Here is a 25223-nt window from a genome sequence, read left to right on the forward strand (position 1 = left end):
CGGGAAGATCCCCGTCTTGTACAAGATCTCGTCCGACCCGCCCGCGTTCTGGAACAGGTTCCCGGTCGCCGCCATCGCGACCACACCCGTCCCCTGCAGGATCGCCAGACCCACCGTCAGGTAACGCGTGTACTGCGTGATCTTCGTCGTCCCGGCCTGGCCCTCCTTCTTCAGGGCCTCCAGCCGCGGAATCACCACCGTCAGCAACTGCAGAATGATCGACGCGGTGATGTAAGGCATGATGCCCAGCGCGAACACCGACAGCTTCAGCAGCGCGCCACCGGAGAACAGGTCCACCAGACCATAGAGCTGGTTGGACTTCTTGGCCGCGTCGGCGGTCTGCCTCAGCACCTCCACGTTCACGTTCGGAGTCGGCAGGTTCTGGCCGATCCGGAACACCACGATCATCAGAAGCGTGAACAGCAGCTTCTTACGCAGATCGGGCGTTCTGAAGGCCCGAGCGAACGCGGTCAGCACCATTCCTCCTGCGGAGCTTGCGGAAAATCAGCCCATCGGCAACAACGGCGGGGGGCCTGACGCACGAACGCCGGCCACCACCGCCGGGGAGACTCTAACAGCAGATGAGACCGGGGCCGGTCCCCCCGCGTCGGGCCCACCGGCCCGGACACGTGGTGGACTCTGGCCCCGGTCTCACGGGTGTCGATCTCAGAGCTGCTCGGCGGTACCGCCGGCGGCCGTGATCTTCTCCTTGGCCGCGCCGGAGAAGGCGTGCGCCTTCACCTGGACGGCGACGGAGATCTCACCGGTGCCGAGGATCTTCACCGGACGGCCGGCGCGGACCGCGCCCTTGGCCGCCAGGTCCTCGGCGGTCACCTCGCCACCCTCGGGGTAGAGGGCGGCGAGCTTGTCCAGGTTCACGACCTGGAACTCGACCCGGTTGGGGTTCTTGAAGCCCTTGAGCTTCGGGATCCGGCGGATCAGGGGCATCTGGCCGCCCTCGAACCCGACCGGAACGGTGTTGCGGGCCTTGGTGCCCTTGGTGCCGCGGCCGGCGGTCTTGCCCTTGGACGCCTCGCCACGGCCCTTGCGGGTCTTGGGGCGGTTGGCGCCAGGGGCCGGACGCAGGTCGTGCACCTTGAGCGGGGTGCCCTCGGTGGCGTCGGCCATGTCAGTCGACCTCCTCGACGGCGACCAGGTGGGCCACCGTCCGGATCATGCCACGGACCTGCTGGGTGTCCTCACGCACGACCGACTGGCCGATCTTCTTGAGGCCCAGCGTCCGCAGCGTGTCACGCTGGTTCTGCTTCTCGCTGATCACAGACTTGATCTGCTTGATCTTCAGCTGGCTCATGACGCGGTGGCCTCCGTCCGGGCCTCGGACCCGGCGGCCCGGGCCCGCAGCATGGCGGCCGGCGCCACGTCCTCGATCGGCAGGCCGCGCTTGGCCGCGATCTCCTCGGGACGCTTGAGCTGCTTCAGACCGTCCACGGTGGCGTGGACGATGTTGATCGCGTTGTCGGTGCCGAGCGACTTGCTCAGCACGTCGTGGATGCCGGCGCACTCCAGCACCGCGCGCACCGGGCCACCCGCGATCACACCGGTACCGGGGGACGCGGGACGCAGCAGGACGACGCCCGCGGCGGCCTCACCCTGGACGGTGTGAGGGATGGTGCCCTGGATCCGCGGCACCTTGAAGAAGTGCTTCTTGGCCTCCTCGACGCCCTTGGCGATCGCCGCGGGCACCTCCTTGGCCTTGCCGTAGCCGACGCCGACGGTGCCGTTGCCGTCACCGACGATCACCAGGGCGGTGAAGCTGAAGCGACGTCCACCCTTGACGACCTTGGCGACACGGTTGATCGCCACGACCTTCTCGATGTACGACTGGCCCTTGTCGGCGCCACCGCGACGGTCATCGCGGCGGCCGTCGCGACGGTCGCCACCCTGACCGCCACCACGCCTCTGCGCTGCCATCAGTGGTTCCTCTTCTCGTTGGTCGTGAGAGCCATCAGAGCTTCAGGCCCCCCTCACGAGCGCCGTCCGCGACGGCGGCGACGCGACCGTGGTACTTGTTGCCGCCACGGTCGAAGACCACAGCGGTCACTCCGGCGGCCTGCGCGCGCTCGGCGAGCAGCTCGCCGACCTTGCGGGACTTCGCCGTCTTGTCGCCGTCGGAGCCGCGCAGGTCGGCCTCCATGGTCGACGCCCACGCCACGGTGTGGCCCTTGGAGTCGTCGATGACCTGAGCGAACATGTGCTGGTTGGAGCGCGTCACGACAAGGCGGGGACGCTCGGCGGTGCCGAGGACCTTCTTGCGGACCCGCAGGTGCCGCCGCTTGCGGGCCAGCGCACGCTTCGACGTGGCCTTGCCGGCCAGGTGCTTCGTGCCTGCCATGACTACTTACCAGCCTTTCCGACCTTGCGGCGGATCTGCTCGCCCTCGTAACGCACGCCCTTGCCCTTGTACGGGTCGGGCTTGCGCAGCTTACGAATGTTGGCGGCGACCTCGCCGACCTTCTGCTTGTCGATGCCCTCGACGACCAGCTGGGTCGGCTTCTCGACCGTGAAGGTGATGCCTTCCGGCGGCTCGACCGTGATCGGGTGGCTGTACCCGAGCGAGAACTCCAGGTTCTTGCCCTTGGCCACCACGCGGTAACCGACGCCCTGGATGACCAGGGTCTTCTTGTACCCCTCGGTGACGCCGACCACCATGTTGTTGATCAGCGACCGGGTCAGGCCGTGCAGCGCGCGGACCGTGTTGATGTCGTTCGGCCGCGAGACGGTCACCTGACCGTCCTCCATCGCGACCTCGATCGGCTCGGAGACCGTCAGGGACAGGGTGCCCTTCGGGCCCTTGACCGAGACGTCACGACCGTCGACCTTCACCTCGACGCCGCCGGGCACGGTGATGGGGAGACGTCCAATGCGAGACATTCTGCGAATCCTCCCCTCTACCAGACGTAGGCGAGGACTTCGCCGCCCACGCCGCGCTTGCCCGCCTGCCGGTCGGTCATGAGGCCGGAGGACGTCGAGATGATCGCGACGCCCAGGCCGCCCAGGACCTTGGGCAGGTTGTCCTTCTTCGCGTAAACCCGAAGACCGGGCTTGGAAACGCGCTTGATGCCGGCGATCGAACGCTCGCGGGTCGGGCCGAACTTCAGCTCGATCATGAGCTTCTTGCCCACCTCGGCGTCCTCGACGCTCCAGCCCGAGATGTAGCCCTCCTGCTGGAGGATCTCGGCGATGTGCGCCTTGATCTTCGAGTACGGCATCGACACCGAGTCGTGGTACGCCGAGTTAGCGTTCCGCAGACGCGTCAGCATGTCTGCGATCGGGTCGGTCATCGTCATGGCCTACTGGCCCTCCCTCGCCACGGTTTCCATCCGCCCGGCCCGCCCAGCGGACGGGGCGGATGGACCTTTGGCGCGGTCATGGGCACCTTCGTCAGGTGCCCGGTGGTTATTACAGGCTGGGCTGGTTACCAGCTCGACTTCGTGATGCCCGGCAGCTCGCCCCGGTGCGCCATCTCACGGAAGCACACGCGGCACAGGCCGAACTTGCGGTACACGGAACGCGGACGGCCGCAGCGCGAGCAGCGGGTGTACGCGCGCACGCCGAACTTGGGCTTCCGAGCCGCCTTCGCGATGAGGCTCTTCTTGGCCATCTGCTCAGTTCTCCTTGAACGGGAAGCCCAGGAGCTTCAGCAGCGCCCGGCCCTCGTCGTCGGTCTTGGCCGTGGTCACCACGGTGATGTCCATACCGCGGACACGGTCGATCTTGTCCGGGTCGACCTCGTGGAACATGACCTGCTCGGTCAGACCGAACGTGTAGTTCCCGTTGCCGTCGAACTGCTTCGGCGACAGGCCGCGGAAGTCACGGATGCGGGGCAGCGCGGTGGCGAGCAGCCGGTCCAGGAACTCCCACATGCGGTCGCCGCGCAGGGTCACGTGCGCGCCGATCGGCATGCCCTCGCGCAGCTTGAACTGCGCGATGGACTTCTTGGCCCGGTTGACGGCCGGCTTCTGGCCGGTGATCGCGGCCAGGTCGCGGACGGCGCCCTCGATCAGCTTCGCGTCCTTGGCGGCGTCGCCGACACCCATGTTGACGACGATCTTCGTCAGCCCGGGCACCAGCATGATGTTGCCGTAGCCGAACTGCTCCTGCATGCCCTTGACGATCTCGTCACGGTAGCGGAGCTTCAGGCGCGGCTGCGGCACGGGACGCTCGGTAACGGTCTCGGTCATCTCAGATCTCCTTGCCGCTACGGCGCGAGATCCGGACCTTGGTGCCGTCCTCGTTGAGGCGGTAGCCGACCCGGACGGGCTTGCCGTCCTCGGCCAGGGCCACGTTGCTCACGTGGAGCGGCGCCTCGACGGTCACGCGGCCGCTCTCCTTGCCGGCTCGCTGCGCGTCGGCCTTGATGTTCTTCGTGATGAGGTTGACGCCTTCGACGACGACGCGCTCCTCACGCGGAATGACACGGATGACCTTGCCGGTCGCACCCTTGTCCTTGCCGGCGATGACGACGACCTCGTCGCCCTTCTTGATCTTCATCACAGCACCTCCGGCGCGAGCGAGATGATGCGCATGAACTTCTTCTCGCGCAGTTCACGGCCGACCGGGCCGAAGATGCGGGTGCCACGGGGGTCGCCGCCGTCCTTGATCAGGACGGCCGCGTTCTCGTCGAAGCGGATGTAGGAGCCGTCCGGGCGCCGGCGCTCCTTGCGGGTGCGCACGACGACCGCCTTGACGACGTCACCCTTCTTCACGCCCGCGCCGGGAAGGGCGTCCTTCACCGTCGCGACAATGACGTCGCCGACTCCCGCGTAGCGCCGACCCGAGCCACCGAGAACGCGGATGCAAAGGATCTCCTTCGCACCCGTGTTGTCGGCGACCTTGAGTCGCGACTCCTGCTGGATCACGTCAACTCCATTTCGTCACACCGGTTCTCCACTGAGCCTCGCTCGTGGAGCCTGGCGGAACCTTCACTGGTCTCCCCCCGAACGCGGGCCCTCTCGGGGAGGGCCCGCCCACGGGGAGTCTGTCGGGAGGCGCCCCGGACGGGGCGGAGCTCCCTGGTTACTTGGCCTTCTCGAGGATCTCCACCACGCGCCAGCGCTTGGTCGCCGACAGCGGGCGGGTCTCCATCAGGCGGACGCGGTCGCCGATGCCACACTCGTTGGCCTCGTCGTGCGCCTTGTAGTTCTTCGTGCGGCGGATGACCTTGTGGTACTTCGGGTGCTTGACGCGGTCCTCGACGGACACGACCACGGTCTTGTCCATCTTGTCGGAGACCACCAGGCCCTCGAGCACCTTGCGGGTGATCCCGCGCGCCTCGGTCTGCTCTGCCATTACTTCTCGCCCTCCTGCGACGTGCGCGGGTCGTCGACAATCCCGAGCTCGCGCTCGCGCATGACGGTGTAGATGCGAGCGATCTCGCGCTTCACCGTGCGCAGCCGCCCGTGGCTCTCAAGCTGCCCGGTCGCGGCCTGGAAGCGGAGGTTGAAGAGCTCCTCCTTGGCCTCCTTGAGCTTGGTGACCAGCACGTCCTCAGGCTCGGTCCGCAGGTCATCGGCGGTAAGACCCTTGGCCATCAGGACTCACCCACCTCTCGCTTCACGATCTTGCACTTCATGGGCAGCTTGTGGATCGCGCGGGTGAGCGCCTCCCGAGCGACCTGCTCGTTCGGGTAGGAGATCTCGAACATCACGCGGCCCGGCTTCACGTTGGCCACCCACCACTCGACCGAGCCCTTGCCGGAACCCATGCGGGTCTCGGCCGGCTTCTTGGTCAGCGGGCGGTCCGGGAAGATGTTGATCCAGACCTTGCCGCCACGCTTGATGTGGCGGGTCATGGCGATACGCGCGGCCTCGATCTGCCGGTTGGTCACGTACGCGGCCTCGACGGCCTGGATGCCGTACTCACCGAAGGTGACCTTGGTGCCGCCCTTGGCCATGCCCCGGCGCTTCGGGTGGTGCTGCTTGCGGTGCTTGACCTTACGAGGGATCAGCATCGGTCGGTTCAGCTCCCCTCACCAGTCGGAGCAGCCTCAGAGGCGGGGGCCTGCTGCTCGGTGTTCTGCTGCTGACGGGGCGCGCGGTCGCCGCCGCCGCCCTGGCCGCCACGGCCGCCGCGGCCACCCCGGCCGCCGCCACCGCCGCCGCCGCGACGCTCACGGCGCTCGCCGCCGCGACCGCCGCCCGCCGCGCGCTGCTGCGCGGCCTGGGCCTCGCGCTCGGCGCGGGTCTGGGCGGCCTCGCCCTTGTAGATCCACACCTTCACGCCGATGCGGCCGAACGTCGTCCGGGCCTCGTAGAAGCCGTAGTCGATGTCCGCGCGCAGCGTGTGCAGCGGAACCTGGCCCTCGCGGTAGAACTCGGACCGGGACATCTCCGCGCCGCCGAGACGGCCGGAGCACTGCACCTTGATGCCCTTGGCGCCGGACTTCATGGCGGACTGGATCGCCTTGCGCATCGCGCGGCGGAACGCCACGCGGGAGCTCAGCTGCTCAGCCACGCCCTGCGCGACGAGCTGGGCGTCGATCTCGGGGTTCTTGACCTCGAGGATGTTCAGCCGGACCTGCTTGCCGGTCAGCTTCTCCAGGTCGCCGCGGAGGCGCTCGGCCTCCGCGCCACGCCGGCCGATCACGATGCCCGGACGCGCGGTGTGGATGTTCACCTCGACGCGGTCACGGGTGCGCTCGATCTCGACCTTGGAGATGCCCGCCCGGTCCATGCCCTTGGAGAGCATGCGCCGGATCTGGACGTCCTCCTTGACGTAGTCCTTGTAGAGCTTGTCGGCGAACCACACGGACTTGTGGTCGGTGGTGATGCCGAGCCGGAACCCGTGCGGGTTGATCTTCTGACCCACTACCGGGCCCTCCTCGTCTTCTTACCGCCGGCCGCAGCGACCTCGTCACGCGGGGCGACGACCACCGTGATGTGGCTCGTGCGCTTGTTGATGCGGTAAGCCCGACCCTGGGCGCGGGGGCGGAAACGCTTCAGCGTCGGCCCCTCGTCCACGTACGCGTGGCTCACGACCAGCGTCTCGGTGTCGAGCTTGAAGTTGTGCTCGGCGTTGGCGATGGCACTCGCGAGCACCTTGCCCACGGGCTCACTCGCCGCCTGAGGGGCGAACCGCAGCACCTGCTGCGCCTCCGCGGCAGGCAGGCCGCGGATGAGGTCCACCACGCGCCGAGCCTTCATGGGCGTGACACGGATGAACCGTGCCTGGGCCCTGGCTTCCATCGCTGTTCCTCTCTCCTACAGATTCCTGCTCAGCCGCGACGGCTGCGGCGGTCTTCCTTGACGTGGCTGCGGAACGTGCGCGTCGGCGCGAACTCGCCGAGCTTGTGTCCCACCATGGCGTCGGTGATGAACACCGGGACGTGCTTGCGGCCGTCGTGCACGGCGATCGTGTGACCGATCATGTCCGGCACGATCATGGAGCGCCGCGACCACGTCTTGATGACGTTCTTCGTCCCCTTCTCGTTCTGGGCGTCCACCTTCTTGATCAGGTGGTCGTCCACGAAGGGGCCCTTCTTAAGGCTACGTGGCATTGCGAGCGACTCCTACCGCTTCTTCTTGCTGCGACGACGGACGATGAGACGGTCGCTGGACTTGTTCGCCTTGCGAGTCCGGCCTTCCTTCTTACCGTTCGGGTTGACCGGGTGGCGGCCGCCGGAGGTCTTGCCCTCACCACCACCGTGCGGGTGGTCGATCGGGTTCATGGCCACACCGCGGACGGTCGGGCGCTTGCCCTTCCAGCGCATGCGGCCGGCCTTGCCCCAGTTGATGTTGGACTGCTCGGCGTTGCCGACCTCGCCCACCGTGGCGCGGCAGCGGACGTCCACCATGCGCATCTCGCCGGACGGCATACGCAGCGTGGCGTACTTGCCCTCCTTGGCGAGGAGCTGGACGCCGGCGCCCGCGGACCGGGCGATCTTCGCGCCGCCACCGGGCTTCAGCTCGATGGCGTGGATGACCGTACCGGTCGGGATGTTGCGAAGCGGCAGGCAGTTGCCCGGCTTGATGTCCGAACCGGGGCCGTTCTCGACCCGGTCGCCCTGCTTGAGCCCCTGCGGCGCGAGGATGTACCGCTTCTCACCGTCGGCGTAGTGCAGCAGCGCGATGCGGGCGGTGCGGTTCGGGTCGTACTCGATGTGAGCGACCTTCGCCGGAACGCCGTCCTTGTCGTGCCGGCGGAAGTCGATCAGCCGGTACGCGCGCTTGTGCCCGCCGCCCTGGTGACGAGTGGTGATGCGGCCGTGGTTGTTACGGCCGCCCTTCTTCGGGAGAGGACGCAGCAGCGACTTCTCCGGCTCGGTGCGCGTGATCTCGACGAAGTCGGCCACGCTGGAGCCGCGACGACCCGGGGTCGTCGGCTTGTACTTACGGATGCCCATCTTATTCGTGCAATCCCTTAGTTCACGCTTCGGGGCTCGGACCTCGTCAGGAGGTCTGTCCGCCGAAGATGTCGATCGGCTGCTCGCCCTCGGCCAGGCTCACGATCGCGCGCTTGGTGCCCTTGCGCTGACCGTAGCCAAAGCGGGTCCGCTTGCGCTTCCCCGGACGGTTGATCGTGTTGACGCCGGCCACCTTGCGGTCGAAGATCGCCTCGACGGCCTGCTTGATCTGCGTCTTGTTGGCGTCCGGCCGGACGATGAAGGTGTACTTGCCCTCGTCGAGCAGCCCGTAGCTCTTCTCCGAGACGACCGGCGCGATGATGATGTCGCGGGGGTCAGAGATCTTGTTCATGTCTGCCCTCGTTACTTCTTCACGCGCGCGAGGAACGACTCGTACGCCTTCTGGGTGAAGACCACGTCGTCGTTCACGAGCACGTCGTAGGTGTTGAGCTGGTCATCGACGATGACGTGCACGCTCGCCTCGTTGCGCAGCGACTTCCAGGTCAGCTCGTCCTCGCGGTCCAGGACCAGGAGCACGCGCTTGGCCTGGGTCACGCCGCGCAGGGCGGCCAGCGCCGTCTTCGTCTTCGGGGTGTCGCCCTCGAGAAGGCTGTCGACGACGTGCACCCGGCCGAAGCGGGCGCGGTCCGACAGCGCGCCGCGGAGCGCGGCGGCCTTCATCTTCTTGGGCGTCCGCTGCGAGTAGTCGCGCGGCTGCGGGCCGTGGACGATGCCACCACCGGCGAACTGCGGCGCGCGGGTCGAACCCTGGCGCGCGCGGCCGGTGCCCTTCTGCCGGTACGGCTTCTTGCCACCGCCGGAGACCTCGCCCCGGGTCTTGGTGGAGTGCGTGCCCTGCCGAGCCGCCGCGAGCTGCGCCACGACGACCTGGTGGATCAGCGGAACGCTGGTCTTCCGGTCGAAGATCTCGGCCGGCAGTTCGATGTCGAGCTTGGTGGTCACTTGCCCGTCCCCTTCACTGCGTCGCGGACCAGGACCACGCCGCCGTTGGGACCGGGGACCGCACCCTTGATGAGGAGCAGGCCCTTCTCCGCGTCGATCGCGTGGACGGTCAGGTTCTGGACGGTGGCACGGGCGTTGCCGTGCCGTCCCGCCATGCGGAGGCCCTTGAAGACGCGACCAGGGGTCGCGCAGCCGCCGATCGAACCCGGCGAGCGGTGCTTGCGCTGGGTACCGTGCGAGGCGCCGAGGCCCTTGAAGCCGTGGCGCTTCATGACACCCGCGGTGCCCTTGCCCTTGCTGGTGCCGGTCACGTCGATCTTCTGGCCGGCCTCGAAGACGCTGGCGGTGATCTCCTGGCCGAGTTCGTACTCGGCGGCGTCGTCAACGCGCAGCTCGACCAGGTAGCGGCGCGGCGTGACGCCGGCCTTCTCGAAGTGGCCCGTGCGCGGCTTGTTGACCTTGCGCGGGTCGATCTGGCCGAAGCCGATCTGCACGGCGGTGTAGCCGTCCTTCTCCTGGTCCTTGAGCTGGGTGACCACGCACGGCCCGGCCTGGACGACGGTTACCGGAACCATCCGGCCCTCATCGTCGAAGACCTGGGTCATGCCGAGCTTCTCGCCCAGGACGCCCTTCCTCTGCGTACTCATTTTGGTGCGTCCCTCAGAGCTTGATCTCGATGTCAACGCCGGCCGGGAGGTCGAGTCGCATCAGCGAGTCGACCGTCTTGGGCGTCGGGTCGATGATGTCGATCAACCGCTTGTGCGTGCGCATCTCGAAGTGCTCGCGGCTGTCCTTGTACTTGTGCGGCGAGCGGATGACGCAGTACACGTTCTTCTCGGTCGGCAGCGGCACCGGGCCCGCGACCTTGGCGCCCGTCCGCGTCACCGTCTCAACGATCTTCTTCGCGGAGGTGTCGATGACCTCGTGGTCGTAGGCCTTGAGCCGGATGCGGATCTTCTGTCCCGCCATGGTGGCCTCGGTGTCCTTTGCTGGTAGTGCCGCTGTTGCTTCTTCGGTCGTGGAACGGCGGGCCGACATGGCGTTCCAGGCCAGTGGTCAGCCCGCCGAACTACGAGAGTGTTACTTGATGACCTTGGTGACGCGACCCGCGCCGACCGTCCGGCCACCCTCGCGGATGGCGAACTTCAGGCCCTCCTCCATGGCGACGGGCTGGATCAGCTCGACGCGCATCTCGGTGTTGTCGCCCGGCATGACCATCTCGGTGCCCTCGGGGAGGTACACGACGCCGGTCACGTCCGTGGTACGGAAGTAGAACTGCGGGCGGTAGTTGTTGAAGAACGGCGTGTGGCGGCCGCCCTCGTCCTTGGACAGGATGTAGACCTGAGCCTCGAACTCGGTGTGCGGGGTGTTGGTGCCCGGCTTGATGACACACTGGCCGCGCTCGACGTCCTCGCGCTTGATGCCGCGCAGCAGCAGGCCGACGTTGTCGCCCGCCTGGCCCTGGTCGAGCAGCTTGCGGAACATCTCGACACCGGTGACGGTGGTCTTGGACGAGGTGTCCTTGATGCCGATGATCTCGACTTCCTCGTTCACGTTGACCACACCGCGCTCGATGCGGCCGGTGACGACGGTGCCACGGCCGGTGATCGAGAAGACGTCCTCGATCGGCATCAGGAACGGCTTCTCGACGTCACGCTTGGGCTCGGGGACGTTCTCGTCCACCGCGGTCATGAGCTCGAGGATGGACTCGGCCCACTTCTCGTCGCCCTGCAGCGCCTGGAACGCGGAGACGCGGACCACCGGGACGTCGTCGCCCGGGAACTCGTACTCCGACAGCAGCTCGCGGACCTCGAGCTCGACGAGCTCCAGGATCTCCTCGTCGTCCACCATGTCGCACTTGTTCAGCGCGACGACGATGTAGGGGACGCCGACCTGGCGGGCCAGGAGCACGTGCTCCTTGGTCTGCGGCATCGGGCCGTCGGTGGCGGCGACCACCAGGATGGCGCCGTCCATCTGCGCCGCACCGGTGATCATGTTCTTGATGTAGTCGGCGTGACCCGGGCAGTCGACGTGCGCGTAGTGCCGCGACTCGGTCTGGTACTCGACGTGCGCGATCGAGATGGTGATACCGCGCTCGCGCTCCTCCGGCGCCTTGTCGATGTCCTCGAACGGCGTGAAGGGGTTGATGTCCGGGTACTTGTCGTGGAGCACCTTGGTGATCGCCGCGGTAAGCGTGGTCTTACCGTGGTCGATGTGCCCAATGGTGCCGATGTTCACGTGCGGCTTGGTCCGCTCGAACTTGGCCTTCGCCACTGGTTGCTCCTTGTTGCGATCCTCGGCCTGCAGGAGGCCGCTTCGTGTGCTGGCTGGGTGACTGTGCTGGCTCGACGACCGTCGCCGGGCCGGGACCGGCTGCTACTCGCCCCGGGCCTTGGCGATGATCTCCTCCGCGACGTTCCGCGGAACCTCGGCGTAGGAGTCGAACAGCATGGTGAAAACAGCCCGGCCCTGGGTCTTGCTGCGCAGATCACCCACGTAGCCGAACATCTCCGACAGGGGCACGAGCGACTTGACGACCCGCATCCCCGCGCGCTCGTCCATGGACTGGACCTGGCCGCGCCGGGAGTTGATGTCGCCGATGACGTCGCCCATGTTCTCCTCGGGCGTGGTGACCTCGACGGCCATCAGTGGCTCCAGGATGGTCGCCCCGGCCTTGCGGGCGGCCTCCTTGAACGCCATGGAACCGGCGATCTTGAACGCCATCTCCGAGGAGTCCACCTCGTGGTAGGCACCGTCGAGAAGGGTGACCTTCACGCCCACCATCGGGTAGCCGGCGAGAACACCGAACTCGGCGGCCTCCTGGCAGCCCGCGTCGACCGACGGGATGTACTCCCGCGGGATGCGGCCACCGGTGACCTTGTTCTCGAACTCGTAACCGTCGTTGCCCTCGCCCAGCGGCTCCAGGTTGATGATCACGCGACCGAACTGACCGGAACCACCGGTCTGCTTCTTGTGCGTGTACTCGACCTTCTCCACCTTGCGGGTGATGGTCTCGCGGTACGCGACCTGGGGCTTGCCGACGTTGGCGTCGACCTTGAACTCCCGCTTCATGCGGTCGACCAGGATCTCCAGGTGGAGCTCGCCCATGCCGGAGATGACCGTCTGGCCGGTCTCCTCGTCCGTGCGGACCTGGAAGGAGGGGTCCTCCTCCGCGAGCCGCTGGATGGCGGTGCCGAGCTTCTGCTGGTCGGCCTTGGTCTTCGGCTCGATCGCGACGTGGATGACCGGCGCCGGGAAGTTCATCGACTCGAGGACGATGGGGTCCTTCTCGTCGCTCAGGGTCTCACCGGTGGTGGTCTGCTTCAGACCCATGACGGCGACGATGTCGCCGGCGCCCACGTGGGTGATCTCCTCGCGCTTGTTCGCGTGCATCCGGTAGATCTTGCCGATCCGCTCCTTGCGCTCCTTGACGGAGTTCAGGACCTGGGAACCGGCCTCCAGCACGCCCGAGTAGACGCGGATGAAGGTGAGCTTGCCCAGGTGCGGGTCGGACGCGATCTTGAACGCCAGGGCGGAGAACGGCTCGTCCTCGCTGGCGTCGCGGTGGATGGTCTTCTCCTCGTCGCGCACCGCGTGGCCGTCCACGCCGCCGTCGTCCAGCGGCGAGGGCAGGTAGCGGACGATGGCGTCGAGCAGGGGCTGCACGCCCTTGTTCTTGAACGCCGTACCGGTGAGGACCGGGAACAGGTTGCCCGCGATGGTGGCGCGGCGGACACCGGCGTAGATCTGCTCCACGGTGGGCTCGGTGCCCTCCAGGTAGAGCTCCATGATCTCGTCGTCGCCCTCGGCGAGCGTCTCGACCAGCTTGTCGTGCCACTCCTGGGCGGCCTCGACGTGCGTGTCGGGGATCTCGACCGTGTCGTACATCTCGCCGAGCTTGGCGTCCTCGTTCCAGACCAGGGCCTTCATCGTGACCAGGTCGACGACGCCCTTGAAGTCCGCCTCGGCGCCGATCGGGAGCTGCATGACCAGCGGGGTCGCGTTCAGGCGGTCCGTGATCATGTCGACGCAGCGGTGGAACTCCGCGCCGACCCGGTCGAGCTTGTTGACGAAGCAGATCCGCGGGACGCCGTAGCGGTCCGCCTGGCGCCACACGGTCTCGGACTGCGGCTCGACGCCCGCGACACCGTCGAACACCGCGACGGCACCGTCCAGGACGCGCAGCGACCGCTCCACCTCGATGGTGAAGTCGACGTGGCCCGGAGTGTCGATGATGTTGATGGTGTGCTTGACGTCCTCGACCGGCCAGGTGCAGGTGGTGGCCGCGGAGGTGATGGTGATGCCCCGCTCCTGCTCCTGCTCCATCCAGTCCATCGTGGCCGCGCCGTCGTGGACCTCACCGATCTTGTAGCTGATGCCCGTGTAGTACAGGATCCGCTCGGTGGTGGTGGTCTTTCCGGCGTCGATGTGGGCCATGATGCCGATGTTGCGGACCTTGGAGAGGTCTACACCGGTTTTGGTAGCCACTTTCGTCCTCGCGTCGTCTCGTCGTAAGTCAGGATCCGCCGGATTACCAGCGGTAGTGGGCGAAGGCCTTGTTGGACTCCGCCATCTTGTGCGTGTCCTCGCGCTTCTTGACGGACGCGCCGAGGCCGTTGGAGGCGTCGAGCAGCTCGTTCATCAGGCGCTCGGTCATGGTCTTCTCACGACGCTGCCGGGCGTAGAGCACCAGCCAGCGCAGCGCGAGAGTCGTGGAGCGGGCCGGCCGGACCTCGACCGGAACCTGGTAGGTCGCGCCGCCGACGCGGCGGGAGCGGACCTCCAGGGTCGGCTTGACGTTGTCCAGCGCGCGCTTGAGCGTGACGACCGGGTCGTTGCCGGTCTTCTCGCGCGCACCCTCCAGAGCGTCGTAGACGATGCTCTGCGCGATGGAGCGCTTGCCGTCCAGGAGAACCTTGTTGATCAGCGCGGTGACCAGCGGCGAGTTGTACACCGGGTCCGCGATGAGCTGGCGCTTGCCAGCAGGGCCCTTGCGCGGCATTAGCTCACTTCTCCTTCTTGGCGCCGTAGCGGCTGCGCGCCTGCTTGCGGTTGCGGACGCCCTGGGTGTCCAGCGAGCCGCGAATGATCTTGTACCGAACGCCCGGGAGGTCCTTCACTCGGCCGCCGCGCACGAGCACGATCGAGTGCTCCTGCAGGTTGTGGCCGACGCCGGGGATGTAGGCCGTGACCTCAATCCCGCTGGTCAGCCGGACACGGGCGACCTTGCGAAGCGCAGAGTTCGGCTTCTTGGGCGTCGTCGTGTAGACGCGCGTGCAGACACCCCGGCGCTGGGGGCTGCCCTTGAGCGCCGGCGTCTTGTTCTTGGTCACCTTGTCCTGGCGGCCCTTTCGGACCAGCTGCTGGATCGTGGGCACCGCGTCTCCGTCTTCCTCGTACCGAGCCGGTAAGTCTTGTTCTGCCTGAGCCCCGTATGGACGAGGCCCGTCATCACCACCTCGTTTGAGGCTGTGACCTGCCGGTTTCCCGACCTCTCCGACCCACGCGGTCGGGCGTGTCGCATCCTGCTCACCCAAAAGATGACCGTGATCCGACACGAGACCGCCCGGCCCACTGCATGGGCCGAAACAAGCCGGGGAGTTTGCTGCGGCGCTGAGCCGCCCTGTCAAATCGCAGGGCCCTGCCGACGCGCACGCAGATTGGCCCGCACACAGCGGGCACAAGCCAAGAGGTTACCGACCACTACGCGAAAGGTCAAAGCGAACAGTGCACTATCGCGAGCGACCCCTCCGGCGCAAGCTCGCGACGCCCCCACGGGCCATCTTCCCGTAGTCACAACGGCCGAACGCCGACGGGATGTTCCCGTCGTGTGACGCAAATCCCGTCGGCGTTTCGTCCTCACCGCCCTGCCGCTGCCGGGCCCGGGGTCAAGGAACCCGGGCCAGATCTTTGCGTGTCGCCGCCGCGCGGCACGTCCACCGGACCGGCCGCCCGCCCGCGGGTTCCGGTCAATCCGGTCAGAGGACGAAGGCGACGACCAGCACCACGAGGATGATCGCGACGAGGGCCGCGCCGCCCACGACGTACCAGAGCTGCTTGTTGCTCTTGCCCTCTCCCTGCGGGGAGCCGGACTGCTGGTAGCCGGGGTAGCCCTCACCGCCCTGAGCGGGCTGGCCGTACTGCTGGGCAGCGCCGAACTGGCCCTGTCCCTGGCCCTGCGGCTGCCCGAAAGGGGCCGCCGCGTGCTGGCCGTACTGGCCCTGCTGCCCCTGCTGGCCCTGGCCGAACTGCCCCTGCCCCTGCTGGCCGAACTGGTCCTGCTGGGGCTGGCCGAACTCGCCGTGCTGCCCCTGCCCCTGCTGGCCGTACTGCCGGGCTCCCTGGCCGAACTGGCCCTGCTCCTGCTGGCCGTACTGCTGGGCTCCCTGGCCGAACTGGCCCTGCTGGGCGGGCGCGCCCCACTGCTGGCGGCCGACGTCCATACGGGTCGCGTCGCCGAGGCCCTCGCCCTGCTGGCCGGGCTGCTGGCCCTGCGGCTGCCCCTGGCCGGACGGGTCGAACGCCTGGGTGGGCAGACCGTCCTCGGCCTGCCGGCGGTCGCCGCCGAACGCGGACGGCCCGGAGTGCCCGGCCGGGTCGTGCCCGGCGACGGGCGCGCCGAGGTTCTGCTCGGGCGGCGGGACCATCATCGTGCGCTCGTGGTCACCGCCCTGCTGACCGGCCTGTGGGCCCGCGACCGGACGGCCGGGCTGCGGGCTCGCCCACGGCTCCGGGGTCTCGGGCGTGGCCGGGGCCTGCCAGGGCTCCGCCGGACGCCGCTCCGGGCCCGACGCCACCGGGACGTCCGGGCCGGGCGACCACGCGACGGTGGCCTGGTCGTCGACCTTCGGTCCGGCGCGGTCGGGCTCGGGAGACGCGGCGGGGCCGGGGACGATGAGCGTGCGCTCCTCGCCCTGGACATGGGAGTCGGCCGCCGGGGCCTTCGGCTCCGCGGGCGGCGCGAACGGCTCACCGGCGGACGGGTACGGGGAGCCCTGCGGCGGCGCGTACGGGTCCTGAGGAGCGCCGTAGGGCTGCTGGCCCGGCTGGCCGAACTGGCCCGCCTCGGGCTGCTGCCCGTAGGGCTGCTGCGGGTAGGCGGGCTCCCCCGCCGACGGCTGACCCGCCGGCTGGCCCGGCTGCTGCTGGCCCGGCTGCGCGTGGCCAGGCTGCTGCTGGCCGCCGTAACCCTGCGGGGGGCCGTACGGGTCGGGCTGGACGCCATAGCCCTGCTGCTCGTGGGGCTGCTGCCCGAAGGGCGGCGGCGTGGGCGGCTGACCGCCGTACTGCTGCTGTTCCCCTGGACGGGCCGGAGGCGCGCCGAAGCCGCCCTGCTGCTCACCGCCGGGGTAGGCGCCGAAACCACCCGGCGCGCCCTGCGGCTCGTGCGGCGGCGTCGGGGGCTGCTGCCCCGCCGCCGGCATCGCCTCGATCATCGTGGGCGGTGCGGCGGGCGGCGCGGGCCGCTCGGGACGGGACGGGCCCGCGGGACCGGACGGCTGCACGCCGCCGGCGCCGCCGAGCTGCGGCGCGCCGAACACGACCGTGCGGTCGCCCATCGGGCGGGCGGGCTGCTGGGGGCCCCTGTCGTCCTCACGGGAACCGGCCTCACGGGAACCGGCCGCCCGGCCCTCCGCGCCCCCGGACTTCTCCTCGTCCTGAGGCGACGGCCACTGCGGGCCCTGCGTGCCGTCGTTCTCGGTCATCGTCAGGCTCCTTCGGGCGGATATTCCCACGTGAGGGAGGTCCCCACGATGTGACGCATCGGGCTCAAGCCTGCCCCGATCTCCTGGGATATCGCAAATCATCTCCCCCTTTGACGCCCTCTTCCGCCCGCCCGTTCCCGCCCGCGCCGTCCCGCCCGGCCCGAAACCGGCGCCCGCCACCCGGCCGATATGGAACGGCCGGTGACGGATGGGGGCGCCGGGCCGGACGCGACACGGCAGGCGAGCGGATCCCGCGAAGCGGACGCGACCAGGCGGAACCGACCTTGCCAGGACGTGAAAAGGCCCCCGCCGAAGCGGGGGCCTTTCACTGACCACTGTCACTCAACTCACTGACCGCCACCACTCGACCGGCTGCCGCCGGCCGGGGCCGCTCAGCGGTTGTACTGACCGAAGTCGTACTCCTCCAGCGGAACGGCCTCGCCGGAGCCCTGCCCGAACGAGTAGTCCGCGCCGTCGTCGTAGGAACCGACGGAGTAGACCGCGGCCTTCGCCTCCTCGGTCGGCTCGACCCGGACGTTGCGGTACTGCGGCATGCCGGTACCGGCCGGGATGAGCTTTCCGATGATGACGTTCTCCTTGAGGCCGAGCAGCGGGTCGCTCTTGGCGTGCATGGCCGCCTCGGTGAGCACCCGGGTCGTCTCCTGGAAGGACGCCGCCGACAGCCACGACTCGGTCGCGAGCGAGGCCTTGGTGATGCCCATGAGGACCGGACGGCCCGCCGCGGGCTTGCCGCCCTCGGCGACCACCGAGCGGTTGGTCTCCTCGAACATCGGCCGCTCGACCAGGTCGCCCGGCAGCAGGTCGGTGTCGCCCGACTCGAGGATGTTCACCCGCTTGAGCATCTGGCGGACGATGATCTCGATGTGCTTGTCGTGGATCGACACACCCTGCGACCGGTACACCTCCTGGACCTCGTGGACCAGGTGCAGCTGGACCGCGCGCGGGCCGAGGATGCGCAGCACCTCGTGCGGGTTCTGCGCGCCGACGATGAGCTGCTGGCCGACGTCGACGTGGGCGCCCTCGAAGACACCGTCCGACAGCCGGGCCCGCATCGGGACCTGGTAGGCGATCTCGTCGGTGCCGTCGTCCGGCACCACGATGATCTTCCGGGTCTTCTCGGTCTCGTCGATCTTGATCCGGCCGGCGACCTCGGAGATCGGGGCCACACCCTTGGGGATGCGGGCCTCGAAGAGCTCCTGGACACGCGGCAGACCGTGGGTGATGTCACCACCCGCGACACCACCGGTGTGGAAGGTGCGCATGGTCAGCTGCGTACCCGGCTCACCGATGGACTGGGCGGCGATGATGCCGACGGCCTCGCCGACGTCCACCCGCTTGCCGGTGGCGAGCGAGCGGCCGTAGCACGCGGCGCAGACACCGATCTTGGCCTCGCAGACGAGCGCGGAACGGGTCCGCACCTCCTCCACGCCGGCCTCGACCAGGCGGGTGATCACCGTGTCGGACAGGTCGGTGTCGGCCGGGAAGATGACCGTCCCGTCCACCGTCACGTCCTCGGCGATCGTCCGGCCGACCAGGCTGGTCTCCGACTGCACCGGCTTCACCAGGGTGCCGTCGGCGGCGCGGTCGGCGACCCGGAAGGCGATCGTGCGGTCGGTGCCGCAGTCGATCTCCCGGACGATGACGTCCTGCGCGACGTCCACCAGACGACGGGTCAGGTAACCCGAGTCGGCGGTCCGCAGCGCGGTGTCGGCCAGGCCCTTGCGGGCGCCGTGCGTCGAGATGAAGTACTCGACGACCGACAGGCCCTCGCGGAAGGACGACTTGATCGGACGCGGGATCGTCTCACCCTTCGGGTTGGACACCAGACCGCGCATACCGGCGATCTGCCGCAGCTGGAGGGGGTTGCCGCGGGCGCCCGACTGGATCATCATCCAGATCGGGTTGTCCTTCGGGAACGCCTTCTCCATGTCGGCGGCGACCTCGGCGGTGGCCTTGTTCCAGATCCCGATGAGCTCCTGCTTGCGCTCGTCGTCGGTGATCAGGCCGCGGTTGTACTCGCGCTGCACCTTGGCGTCGTCACGCTCGTGCTCGGCCAGGATGGCGGCCTTGTTCGGCGGCGTGATGACGTCCTCGATCGAGATGGTCACACCGGACCGGGTGGCCCAGTGGAAACCGGTGCTCTTGAGGGCGTCCAGCGCGTCGGCGACCTCGACCTTGGGGTAGGTCTCGGCCAGCTCGTTCACGATCGCGGAGAGCTGCTTCTTGCCGATCTCGGCGTCGACGAACGGGAAGTCCGCCGGCAGCGTCTCGTTGAACAGCGCGCGGCCGAGCGTGGTCTCCAGCCGGTACGCCTGGCCGGGCTCGTAGCCCTCCGGGGCGACCCACTCGCGCGGCGGCGGGACGTCCTTGAAGCGCAGCTGGATCTTGGCCTGCAGGTCCAGCTCGCGCCGGTCGTAGGCCATGATCGCCTCGGCGATCGAGCCGAACGCCCGGCCCTCGCCGACCGCGCCGTCCTTCTGCGTCGTCAGCCAGTACAGGCCGATGACCATGTCCTGGGTGGGCATGGTGACGGGCTTGCCGTCCGACGGCTTCAGGATGTTGTTGGTCGACAGCATCAGGATCCGCGCCTCGGCCTGCGCCTCGGCGGACAGCGGCAGGTGCACCGCCATCTGGTCGCCGTCGAAGTCGGCGTTGAACGCCGTGCAGACCAGCGGGTGGATCTGGATGGCCTTGCCCTCGACCAGCTGCGGCTCGAACGCCTGGATGCCCAGGCGGTGCAGCGTCGGCGCGCGGTTCAGCAGCACCGGGTGCTCGGTGATGACCTCTTCGAGGACGTCCCACACGACCGACTTGGCGCGCTCGACCATCCGCTTGGCGGACTTGATGTTCTGCGCGTGGTTGAGGTCGACCAGCCGCTTCATGACGAACGGCTTGAACAGCTCCAGCGCCATCTGCTTGGGCAGACCGCACTGGTGCAGGCGCAGCTGCGGGCCGACGACGATGACCGAACGGCCGGAGTAGTCGACGCGCTTGCCCAGCAGGTTCTGGCGGAACCGGCCCTGCTTGCCCTTCAGCATGTCGCTGAGGGACTTCAGGGGACGGTTGCCCGGACCCGTGACCGGACGGCCGCGGCGGCCGTTGTCGAACAGCGCGTCGACGGCCTCCTGCAGCATCCGCTTCTCGTTGTTCACGATGATCTCGGGCGCGCCGAGGTCGAGCAGACGCTTGAGCCGGTTGTTCCGGTTGATCACGCGGCGGTACAGGTCGTTCAGGTCGGAGGTCGCGAAGCGGCCGCCGTCCAGCTGCACCATCGGACGCAGGTCCGGCGGGATCACCGGGATGCAGTCCAGCACCATGCCGAGCGGGCTGTTGCGGGTGTTCAGGAACGCCGAGACGACCTTGAGCCGCTTGAGCGCGCGGGCCTTCTTCTGGCCCTTGCCGGTGCGGATGATCTCGCGCAGCTTCTCGGCCTCGGCGTCGAGGTCGAAGTTCTGGAGCCGGGCCTGGATGGCCGCGGCGCCCATGCCGCCCTCGAAGTACTTGCCGAACCGGTCGCGCATCTCGCGGTAGAGCAGCTCGTCGCCCTCGAGGTCCTGGACCTTGAGGTTCTTGAAGCGGCTCCACACCTCGTCGAGCCGGTCCAGCTCGCGCTGGGCGCGGTCGCGCAGCTGCTTCATCTCGCGCTCGGCGCTGTCGCGCACCTTGCGCTTCTGGTCGGCCTTGGCCCCGGCCGCCTCCAGCTCCGCCAGGTCGGACTCCAGCTTCTGCTGGCGCCCCTCGACCTGGGCGTCGCGGGCCTGCTCGATCTGCTGGCGCTCGACCGAGATGTGGGCCTCCAGCGTGGGCAGGTCGCGGTCACGCCGCTCCGCGTCCACGCTGGTGATCATGTAGGCCGCGAAGTAGATGATCTTCTCGAGGTCCTTGGGCGCCAGGTCGAGCAGGTAGCCCAGCCGGGACGGCACGCCCTTGAAGTACCAGATGTGCGTGACGGGCGCGGCCAGCTCGATGTGGCCCATCCGCTCACGGCGCACCTTGGCACGGGTCACCTCGACGCCGCAGCGCTCACAGATGATCCCCTTGAACCGGACGCGCTTGTACTTGCCGCAGTAGCACTCCCAGTCGCGGGTCGGACCGAAGATCTTCTCGCAGAAGAGCCCGTCCTTCTCCGGCTTGAGGGTCCGGTAGTTGATGGTCTCCGGCTTCTTCACCTCGCCGTGCGACCACTGGCGGATGTCGTCGGCGGTCGCGAGGCCGATGCGAAGCTCGTCGAAGAAGTTGACGTCAAGCAACTTGTTTCCCCTTGGAGTTGATCAGACCTCGTCGACGCTCATCGCGCCCTCATTGGGGCGGCGGGAGAGGTCGATGCCGAGCTCTTCCGCGGCGCGGAAGACGTCCTCGTCCGTGTCACGCATCTCGATGGACATGCCGTCGCTCGAAAGCACCTCGACGTTGAGGCAGAGCGACTGCATCTCCTTGATGAGGACCTTGAAGGACTCGGGGATGCCGGGCTCGGGGATGTTCTCGCCCTTGACGATGGCCTCGTACACCTTCACGCGGCCGAGGACGTCGTCGGACTTGATGGTGAGCAGCTCCTGCAGGGCGTAGGCGGCGCCGTACGCCTCCAGGGCCCACACCTCCATCTCACCGAAGCGCTGGCCGCCGAACTGCGCCTTACCGCCCAGCGGCTGCTGGGTGATCATCGAGTACGGGCCGGTGGAACGCGCGTGGATCTTGTCGTCCACCAGGTGCAGCAGCTTCAGGATGTAGGTGTAGCCGACCGCGATCGGGTCGCGGTAGGGCTCACCGGTGCGGCCGTCGAACAGCCGGGCCTTGCCGCCGGGGCCGACCATGCGGTTGCCGTCCCGGTTGGGCAGGGTCGAGCTGATCAGGCCGGTGACGTCGTCCTCGCGGGCGCCGTCGAACACCGGGGTGGCGGCACGGGTCCAGGGCTCGGCCTCGTCCGCGCCGATCTCCCGGAGCTCGCGCTTCCACTCGGCGTCGTCGCCCTCGACCTTCCAGCCCTGGCTGGCGACCCAGCCGAGGTGGGACTCCAGGACCTGGCCGACGTTCATACGGCCGGGGACGCCCAGCGGGTTCAGCACGATGTCGACGGGCGTGCCGTCCTCCAGGAACGGCATGTCCTCGACGGGCAGCACCTTGGAGATGACGCCCTTGTTGCCGTGCCGGCCGGCCAGCTTGTCGCCGTCGGTGATCTTGCGCTTCTGGGCCACGTAGACGCGGACCAGCTCGTTCACGCCGGGCGGGAGCTCGTCGCCCTCGTCGCGGGAGAACACCCGGACGCCGATGACCTTGCCCTGCTCGCCGTGCGGCACCTTCAGCGAGGTGTCGCGGACCTCGCGCGCCTTCTCACCGAAGATCGCGCGCAGCAGCCGCTCCTCCGGGGTCAGCTCGGTCTCGCCCTTCGGGGTGACCTTGCCGACCAGGATGTCGCCGGGGACGACGTCCGCGCCGATGCGGATGATGCCGCGCTCGTCCAGGTCCGCCAGGACCTCCTCGGAGACGTTCGGGATGTCCCGGGTGATCTCCTCGGGGCCGAGCTTGGTGTCCCGGGCGTCGACCTCGTGCTCCTCGATGTGGATCGAGGACAGGACGTCGTCCTGCACGAGGCGCTGCGACAGGATGATCGCGTCCTCGTAGTTGTGGCCCTCCCACGGCATGTACGCCACCAGGAGGTTCTTGCCGAGCGCCATCTCACCGGTGTCGGTGCAGGGGCCGTCGGCGACGACCTGGCCGACCTCGACCCGCTGGCCCTCGAACACGATCGGCTTCTGGTTGAAGCAGGTGCCCTGGTTGGACCGCTTGAACTTGGCGACCCGGTAGGTGTTGCGGGTGCCGTCGTCGTTCATGACGGTCACGTAGTCGGCGGAGACCTCCTCGACCACGCCGGCCTTCTCGGCCACGATGACGTCACCGGCGTCGACGGCGGCGCGGTACTCCATGCCCGTGCCGACCAGCGGCGCCTCGCTGCGCAGCAGCGGCACCGACTGGCGCTGCATGTTGGAGCCCATGAGCGCGCGGTTGGCGTCGTCGTGCTCCAGGAACGGGATCATCGCGGTCGCGACCGAGGTCATCTGGCGCGCCGAGACGTCCATGTACTGGACCTCGTGCGGCGGGATCAGCTCGATCTCGCCGCCCTTCTTGCGGACCAGGACCTGGGGCTCGGTGAACCGGCCCTCGTCGTCCAGCAGCGAGTTCGCCTGGGCGACGACGAAGCGGTCCTCCTCGTCGGCGGTCAGGTAGTCGACCTGGTCGGTGACCTGGCCGTCCACGACCTTGCGGTACGGGGTCTCGACGAAGCCGAACGGGTTCACCCGGCCGTAGGCGGCGAGCGAGCCGATCAGGCCGATGTTCGGGCCTTCCGGCGTCTCGATCGGGCAGGCGCGGCCGTAGTGCGACGGGTGGACGTCGCGGACCTCCATGCCGGCGCGCTCACGGGACAGACCGCCCGGACCCAGCGCGTTCAGGCGGCGCTTGTGGGTCAGGCCCGCGAGCGGGTTGGTCTGGTCCATGAACTGCGACAGCTGGCTGGTGCCGAAGAACTCCTTGATGGAGGCGACGACCGGCCGGATGTTGATCAGGGTCTGCGGCGTGATCGCCTCGACGTCCTGGGTGGTCATCCGCTCGCGGACGACCCGCTCCATGCGCGCCAGGCCCAGCCGGACCTGGTTCTGGATCAGCTCGCCGACGGTGCGCAGGCGGCGGTTGCCGAAGTGGTCGATGTCGTCGACCTCGATCGGCACGGACGCGCCGCCGAGCGACGCCTCCTCCTCACCCGCGTGCAGGCGGACGAGGTACTCGATCGTCCCGACGATGTCGTCCTCGGTCAGCGTGCCCTGGTTGGTCTCCAGCTCCAGCCCGAGCTTCTTGTTGACCTTGTAGCGGCCCACCTTGGCCAGGTCGTAGCGCTTCGGGTTGAAGTACAGGTTCTCCAGCAGGGTCTGCGCCGACTCCTTCGTCGGCGGCTCGCCCGGACGCAGCTTGCGGTAGATGTCCAGCAGCGCGTCGTCCTGGCCGGAGGTGTGGTCCTTCTCCAGGGTGATGTTGATCGACTCGTAGGAGCCGAAGCGCTCGCGGATGCGCGCCTCGTCCCAGCCCAGCGCCTTCAGCAGCACCGTGACGGGCTGCTTGCGCTTGCGGTCGATGCGGACGCCGACGTTGTCGCGCTTGTCGATCTCGAACTCCAGCCAGGCACCGCGGCTGGGGATGACCCGGCAGCCGTAGATGTCCTTGTCGCTGGCCTTGTCGAGCGCGCGGTCGAAGTAGACGCCGGGCGAGCGGACGAGCTGGGACACGACGACCCGCTCGGTTCCGTTGATGATGAAGGTGCCCTTGGAGGTCATGAGCGGGAAGTCGCCCATGAACACCGTCTGGCTCTTGATCTCACCGGTGGTGTTGTTGATGAACTCCGCCGTGACGAACATGGGGGCGGAGTAGGTCATGTCCTTGTCCTTGCACTCCTCGGCGGAGTACTTGGGCGGCTCGAACCGGTGGTCCCGGAACGAGAGGGACATGGTCCCGGAGAAGTCCTCGATGGGACTGATCTCTTCGAAGATCTCTTCGAGGCCCGACTGCGTCGGGACGCTCTTACTACCGGCCTTCTGGGCCGCCTCGACCCGGGCCTTCCACCTCTCGTTACCCAGCAACCAGTCAAAGGAGTTGGTCTGAAGGGCAAGGAGGTCCGGGACTTCGAGCGGCTCCTTGATGCGCGCGAAGGAGACGCGGTTCGGACCGGTTGCGGTATTCGAGGCGTTGCGCGAGGCTGCCAAGAGTGGTCCTTCCGAGGGCTCGCGGCGTAACTGACGACACGCACGCCAGACGATTCAGGTTGCGAGACCGGCACGATGAGGTCCAAAACGGACCATGGCAGGAGTGCTCTCGCAGGTGAATAGTCAGAGGGCAGCGCAAAGGGGCAGTGTAGTCGACAACCACACCGCTCGCAACTCCAGCGCCGCAGTATGCATCACAGTTGCCTGCGAGCATCGCTCGTCCGACCCGACTAGTCAAGAGCGCACTTGGACTTTTCGGGCTCTGACCTGCAGTGAGGAAGGCCATAGTTTAGAGCCCTCCCGGGGACGGCCTGACGATGGCGGCGCGACGGCGTGCCGAAACGCGTCGAGCGACCGCCCCGGGAGGGGAGATCGCTCGACGTGGCGGGCCTTCGCGGCCTCTGGTTCCGGGCCCGCCGCCGA

29 protein-coding genes are annotated in these 25223 nt (G+C 68.3%); all 29 read right to left on the reverse strand.

From position 1 onward, the window contains the following. A partial coding sequence (locus AB0J52_RS01105; protein ID WP_500179545.1) for a preprotein translocase subunit SecY occupies nt 1-477 on the reverse strand: 477 nt, incomplete at its 3' end. 189 nt (nt 478-666) lie between these two features. Continuing rightward, a complete protein-coding gene (gene rplO / locus AB0J52_RS01110; RefSeq protein ID WP_500179516.1) occupies nt 667-1128 on the reverse strand; it encodes a 50S ribosomal protein L15 in 462 nt (153 codons plus the stop codon). A gap of 1 nt (nt 1129) precedes the next feature. After that, complete coding sequence (rpmD, locus tag AB0J52_RS01115) at nt 1130-1312, reverse strand: 50S ribosomal protein L30 (protein WP_500179517.1); 183 nt, start codon at nt 1310-1312, stop codon at nt 1130-1132. After that, complete coding sequence (rpsE, locus tag AB0J52_RS01120) at nt 1309-1932, reverse strand: 30S ribosomal protein S5 (RefSeq protein WP_026414317.1); 624 nt, start codon at nt 1930-1932, stop codon at nt 1309-1311. Before rpsE ends, rpmD begins: the two co-directional genes overlap by 4 nt. Before the next feature lie 34 nt (nt 1933-1966). Further along, entirely contained in the window at nt 1967-2353 is a 387-nt protein-coding gene (gene rplR / locus AB0J52_RS01125) for a 50S ribosomal protein L18 (protein WP_500179518.1), read from the reverse strand. Nucleotides 2354-2355: 2 nt separating this feature from the next. Continuing rightward, entirely contained in the window at nt 2356-2892 is a 537-nt protein-coding gene (gene rplF, locus AB0J52_RS01130; RefSeq protein WP_500179519.1) for a 50S ribosomal protein L6, read from the reverse strand. Nucleotides 2893-2909: 17 nt separating this feature from the next. Next, entirely contained in the window at nt 2910-3308 is a 399-nt protein-coding gene (gene rpsH / locus AB0J52_RS01135) for a 30S ribosomal protein S8 (RefSeq protein ID WP_500179520.1), read from the reverse strand. A gap of 128 nt (nt 3309-3436) precedes the next feature. Then, nucleotides 3437-3622 (reverse strand): type Z 30S ribosomal protein S14, encoded by a 186-nt coding sequence (locus AB0J52_RS01140; protein WP_018657585.1) that lies wholly within the window; start codon nt 3620-3622, stop codon nt 3437-3439. Nucleotides 3623-3626: 4 nt separating this feature from the next. Continuing rightward, on the reverse strand, nt 3627-4202 hold the full coding sequence (rplE, locus tag AB0J52_RS01145; RefSeq protein WP_500179521.1) for a 50S ribosomal protein L5: 576 nt from the start codon (nt 4200-4202) through the stop codon (nt 3627-3629). A 1-nt stretch (nt 4203) separates the two neighbouring features. Beyond that, nucleotides 4204-4512, reverse strand: coding sequence for a 50S ribosomal protein L24 (gene rplX, locus AB0J52_RS01150; RefSeq protein ID WP_500179522.1), 309 nt, complete (start codon nt 4510-4512; stop codon nt 4204-4206). After that, entirely contained in the window at nt 4512-4880 is a 369-nt protein-coding gene (rplN, locus tag AB0J52_RS01155) for a 50S ribosomal protein L14 (protein ID WP_026414311.1), read from the reverse strand. The genes rplX and rplN overlap by 1 nt, the downstream gene beginning before the upstream one ends. Before the next feature lie 157 nt (nt 4881-5037). Then, nucleotides 5038-5310 (reverse strand): 30S ribosomal protein S17, encoded by a 273-nt coding sequence (gene rpsQ / locus AB0J52_RS01160; RefSeq protein WP_500179523.1) that lies wholly within the window; start codon nt 5308-5310, stop codon nt 5038-5040. After that, the gene (rpmC, locus tag AB0J52_RS01165) at nt 5310-5552 is read right to left on the reverse strand and encodes a 50S ribosomal protein L29 (RefSeq protein ID WP_117360383.1); all 243 of its coding nucleotides are present in this window, start codon (nt 5550-5552) and stop codon (nt 5310-5312) included. Before rpmC ends, rpsQ begins: the two co-directional genes overlap by 1 nt. Next, nucleotides 5552-5971: a 50S ribosomal protein L16 gene (rplP, locus tag AB0J52_RS01170; RefSeq protein WP_131758589.1), complete on the reverse strand. Its 420-nt coding sequence runs from the start codon at nt 5969-5971 to the stop codon at nt 5552-5554. Before rplP ends, rpmC begins: the two co-directional genes overlap by 1 nt. Nucleotides 5972-5979: 8 nt before the next feature. Next, nucleotides 5980-6828, reverse strand: a complete 849-nt coding sequence (rpsC, locus tag AB0J52_RS01175) for a 30S ribosomal protein S3 (RefSeq protein WP_500179524.1) — start codon at nt 6826-6828, stop codon at nt 5980-5982. Continuing rightward, the gene (gene rplV / locus AB0J52_RS01180; protein WP_026414306.1) at nt 6828-7205 is read right to left on the reverse strand and encodes a 50S ribosomal protein L22; all 378 of its coding nucleotides are present in this window, start codon (nt 7203-7205) and stop codon (nt 6828-6830) included. Before rplV ends, rpsC begins: the two co-directional genes overlap by 1 nt. 29 nt (nt 7206-7234) lie before the next feature. Further along, complete coding sequence (gene rpsS, locus AB0J52_RS01185; protein WP_030176138.1) at nt 7235-7516, reverse strand: 30S ribosomal protein S19; 282 nt, start codon at nt 7514-7516, stop codon at nt 7235-7237. A 12-nt stretch (nt 7517-7528) separates the two neighbouring features. After that, nucleotides 7529-8362 carry a 50S ribosomal protein L2 gene (rplB, locus tag AB0J52_RS01190; protein WP_122192382.1) on the reverse strand — a complete coding sequence of 278 codons (834 nt, stop codon included), beginning with the start codon at nt 8360-8362 and terminating at the stop codon, nt 7529-7531. A 46-nt stretch (nt 8363-8408) separates the two neighbouring features. Continuing rightward, nucleotides 8409-8714 (reverse strand): 50S ribosomal protein L23, encoded by a 306-nt coding sequence (gene rplW, locus AB0J52_RS01195; RefSeq protein ID WP_500179525.1) that lies wholly within the window; start codon nt 8712-8714, stop codon nt 8409-8411. An 11-nt stretch (nt 8715-8725) separates the two neighbouring features. Next, a complete protein-coding gene (rplD, locus tag AB0J52_RS01200) occupies nt 8726-9325 on the reverse strand; it encodes a 50S ribosomal protein L4 (protein ID WP_500179526.1) in 600 nt (199 codons plus the stop codon). Continuing rightward, nucleotides 9322-9972: a 50S ribosomal protein L3 gene (gene rplC, locus AB0J52_RS01205; protein ID WP_500179527.1), complete on the reverse strand. Its 651-nt coding sequence runs from the start codon at nt 9970-9972 to the stop codon at nt 9322-9324. The genes rplD and rplC overlap by 4 nt, the downstream gene beginning before the upstream one ends. 13 nt (nt 9973-9985) lie before the next feature. After that, nucleotides 9986-10294, reverse strand: a complete 309-nt coding sequence (gene rpsJ, locus AB0J52_RS01210; protein WP_018657599.1) for a 30S ribosomal protein S10 — start codon at nt 10292-10294, stop codon at nt 9986-9988. Nucleotides 10295-10405: 111 nt separating this feature from the next. Continuing rightward, entirely contained in the window at nt 10406-11599 is a 1194-nt protein-coding gene (tuf, locus tag AB0J52_RS01215; RefSeq protein WP_500179528.1) for an elongation factor Tu, read from the reverse strand. A gap of 102 nt (nt 11600-11701) precedes the next feature. Further along, nucleotides 11702-13813, reverse strand: a complete 2112-nt coding sequence (gene fusA, locus AB0J52_RS01220) for an elongation factor G (protein WP_500179529.1) — start codon at nt 13811-13813, stop codon at nt 11702-11704. Nucleotides 13814-13856: 43 nt separating this feature from the next. Further along, a complete protein-coding gene (gene rpsG / locus AB0J52_RS01225) occupies nt 13857-14327 on the reverse strand; it encodes a 30S ribosomal protein S7 (protein ID WP_067806994.1) in 471 nt (156 codons plus the stop codon). 4 nt (nt 14328-14331) lie between these two features. After that, the gene (gene rpsL, locus AB0J52_RS01230; RefSeq protein ID WP_067832642.1) at nt 14332-14703 is read right to left on the reverse strand and encodes a 30S ribosomal protein S12; all 372 of its coding nucleotides are present in this window, start codon (nt 14701-14703) and stop codon (nt 14332-14334) included. A gap of 600 nt (nt 14704-15303) precedes the next feature. Further along, the gene (locus AB0J52_RS01235; protein ID WP_500179530.1) at nt 15304-17031 is read right to left on the reverse strand and encodes a hypothetical protein; all 1728 of its coding nucleotides are present in this window, start codon (nt 17029-17031) and stop codon (nt 15304-15306) included. A 392-nt stretch (nt 17032-17423) separates the two neighbouring features. Continuing rightward, complete coding sequence (locus AB0J52_RS01240) at nt 17424-21302, reverse strand: DNA-directed RNA polymerase subunit beta' (RefSeq protein WP_500179531.1); 3879 nt, start codon at nt 21300-21302, stop codon at nt 17424-17426. 21 nt (nt 21303-21323) lie between these two features. Further along, the gene (rpoB, locus tag AB0J52_RS01245; protein ID WP_500179532.1) at nt 21324-24800 is read right to left on the reverse strand and encodes a DNA-directed RNA polymerase subunit beta; all 3477 of its coding nucleotides are present in this window, start codon (nt 24798-24800) and stop codon (nt 21324-21326) included. Nucleotides 24801-25223: the final 423 nt, after the last annotated feature.

The sequence above is a fragment of the Spirillospora sp. NPDC049652 genome, from assembly GCF_040675125.1.
Lineage (GTDB): Bacteria > Actinomycetota > Actinomycetes > Streptosporangiales > Streptosporangiaceae > Spirillospora.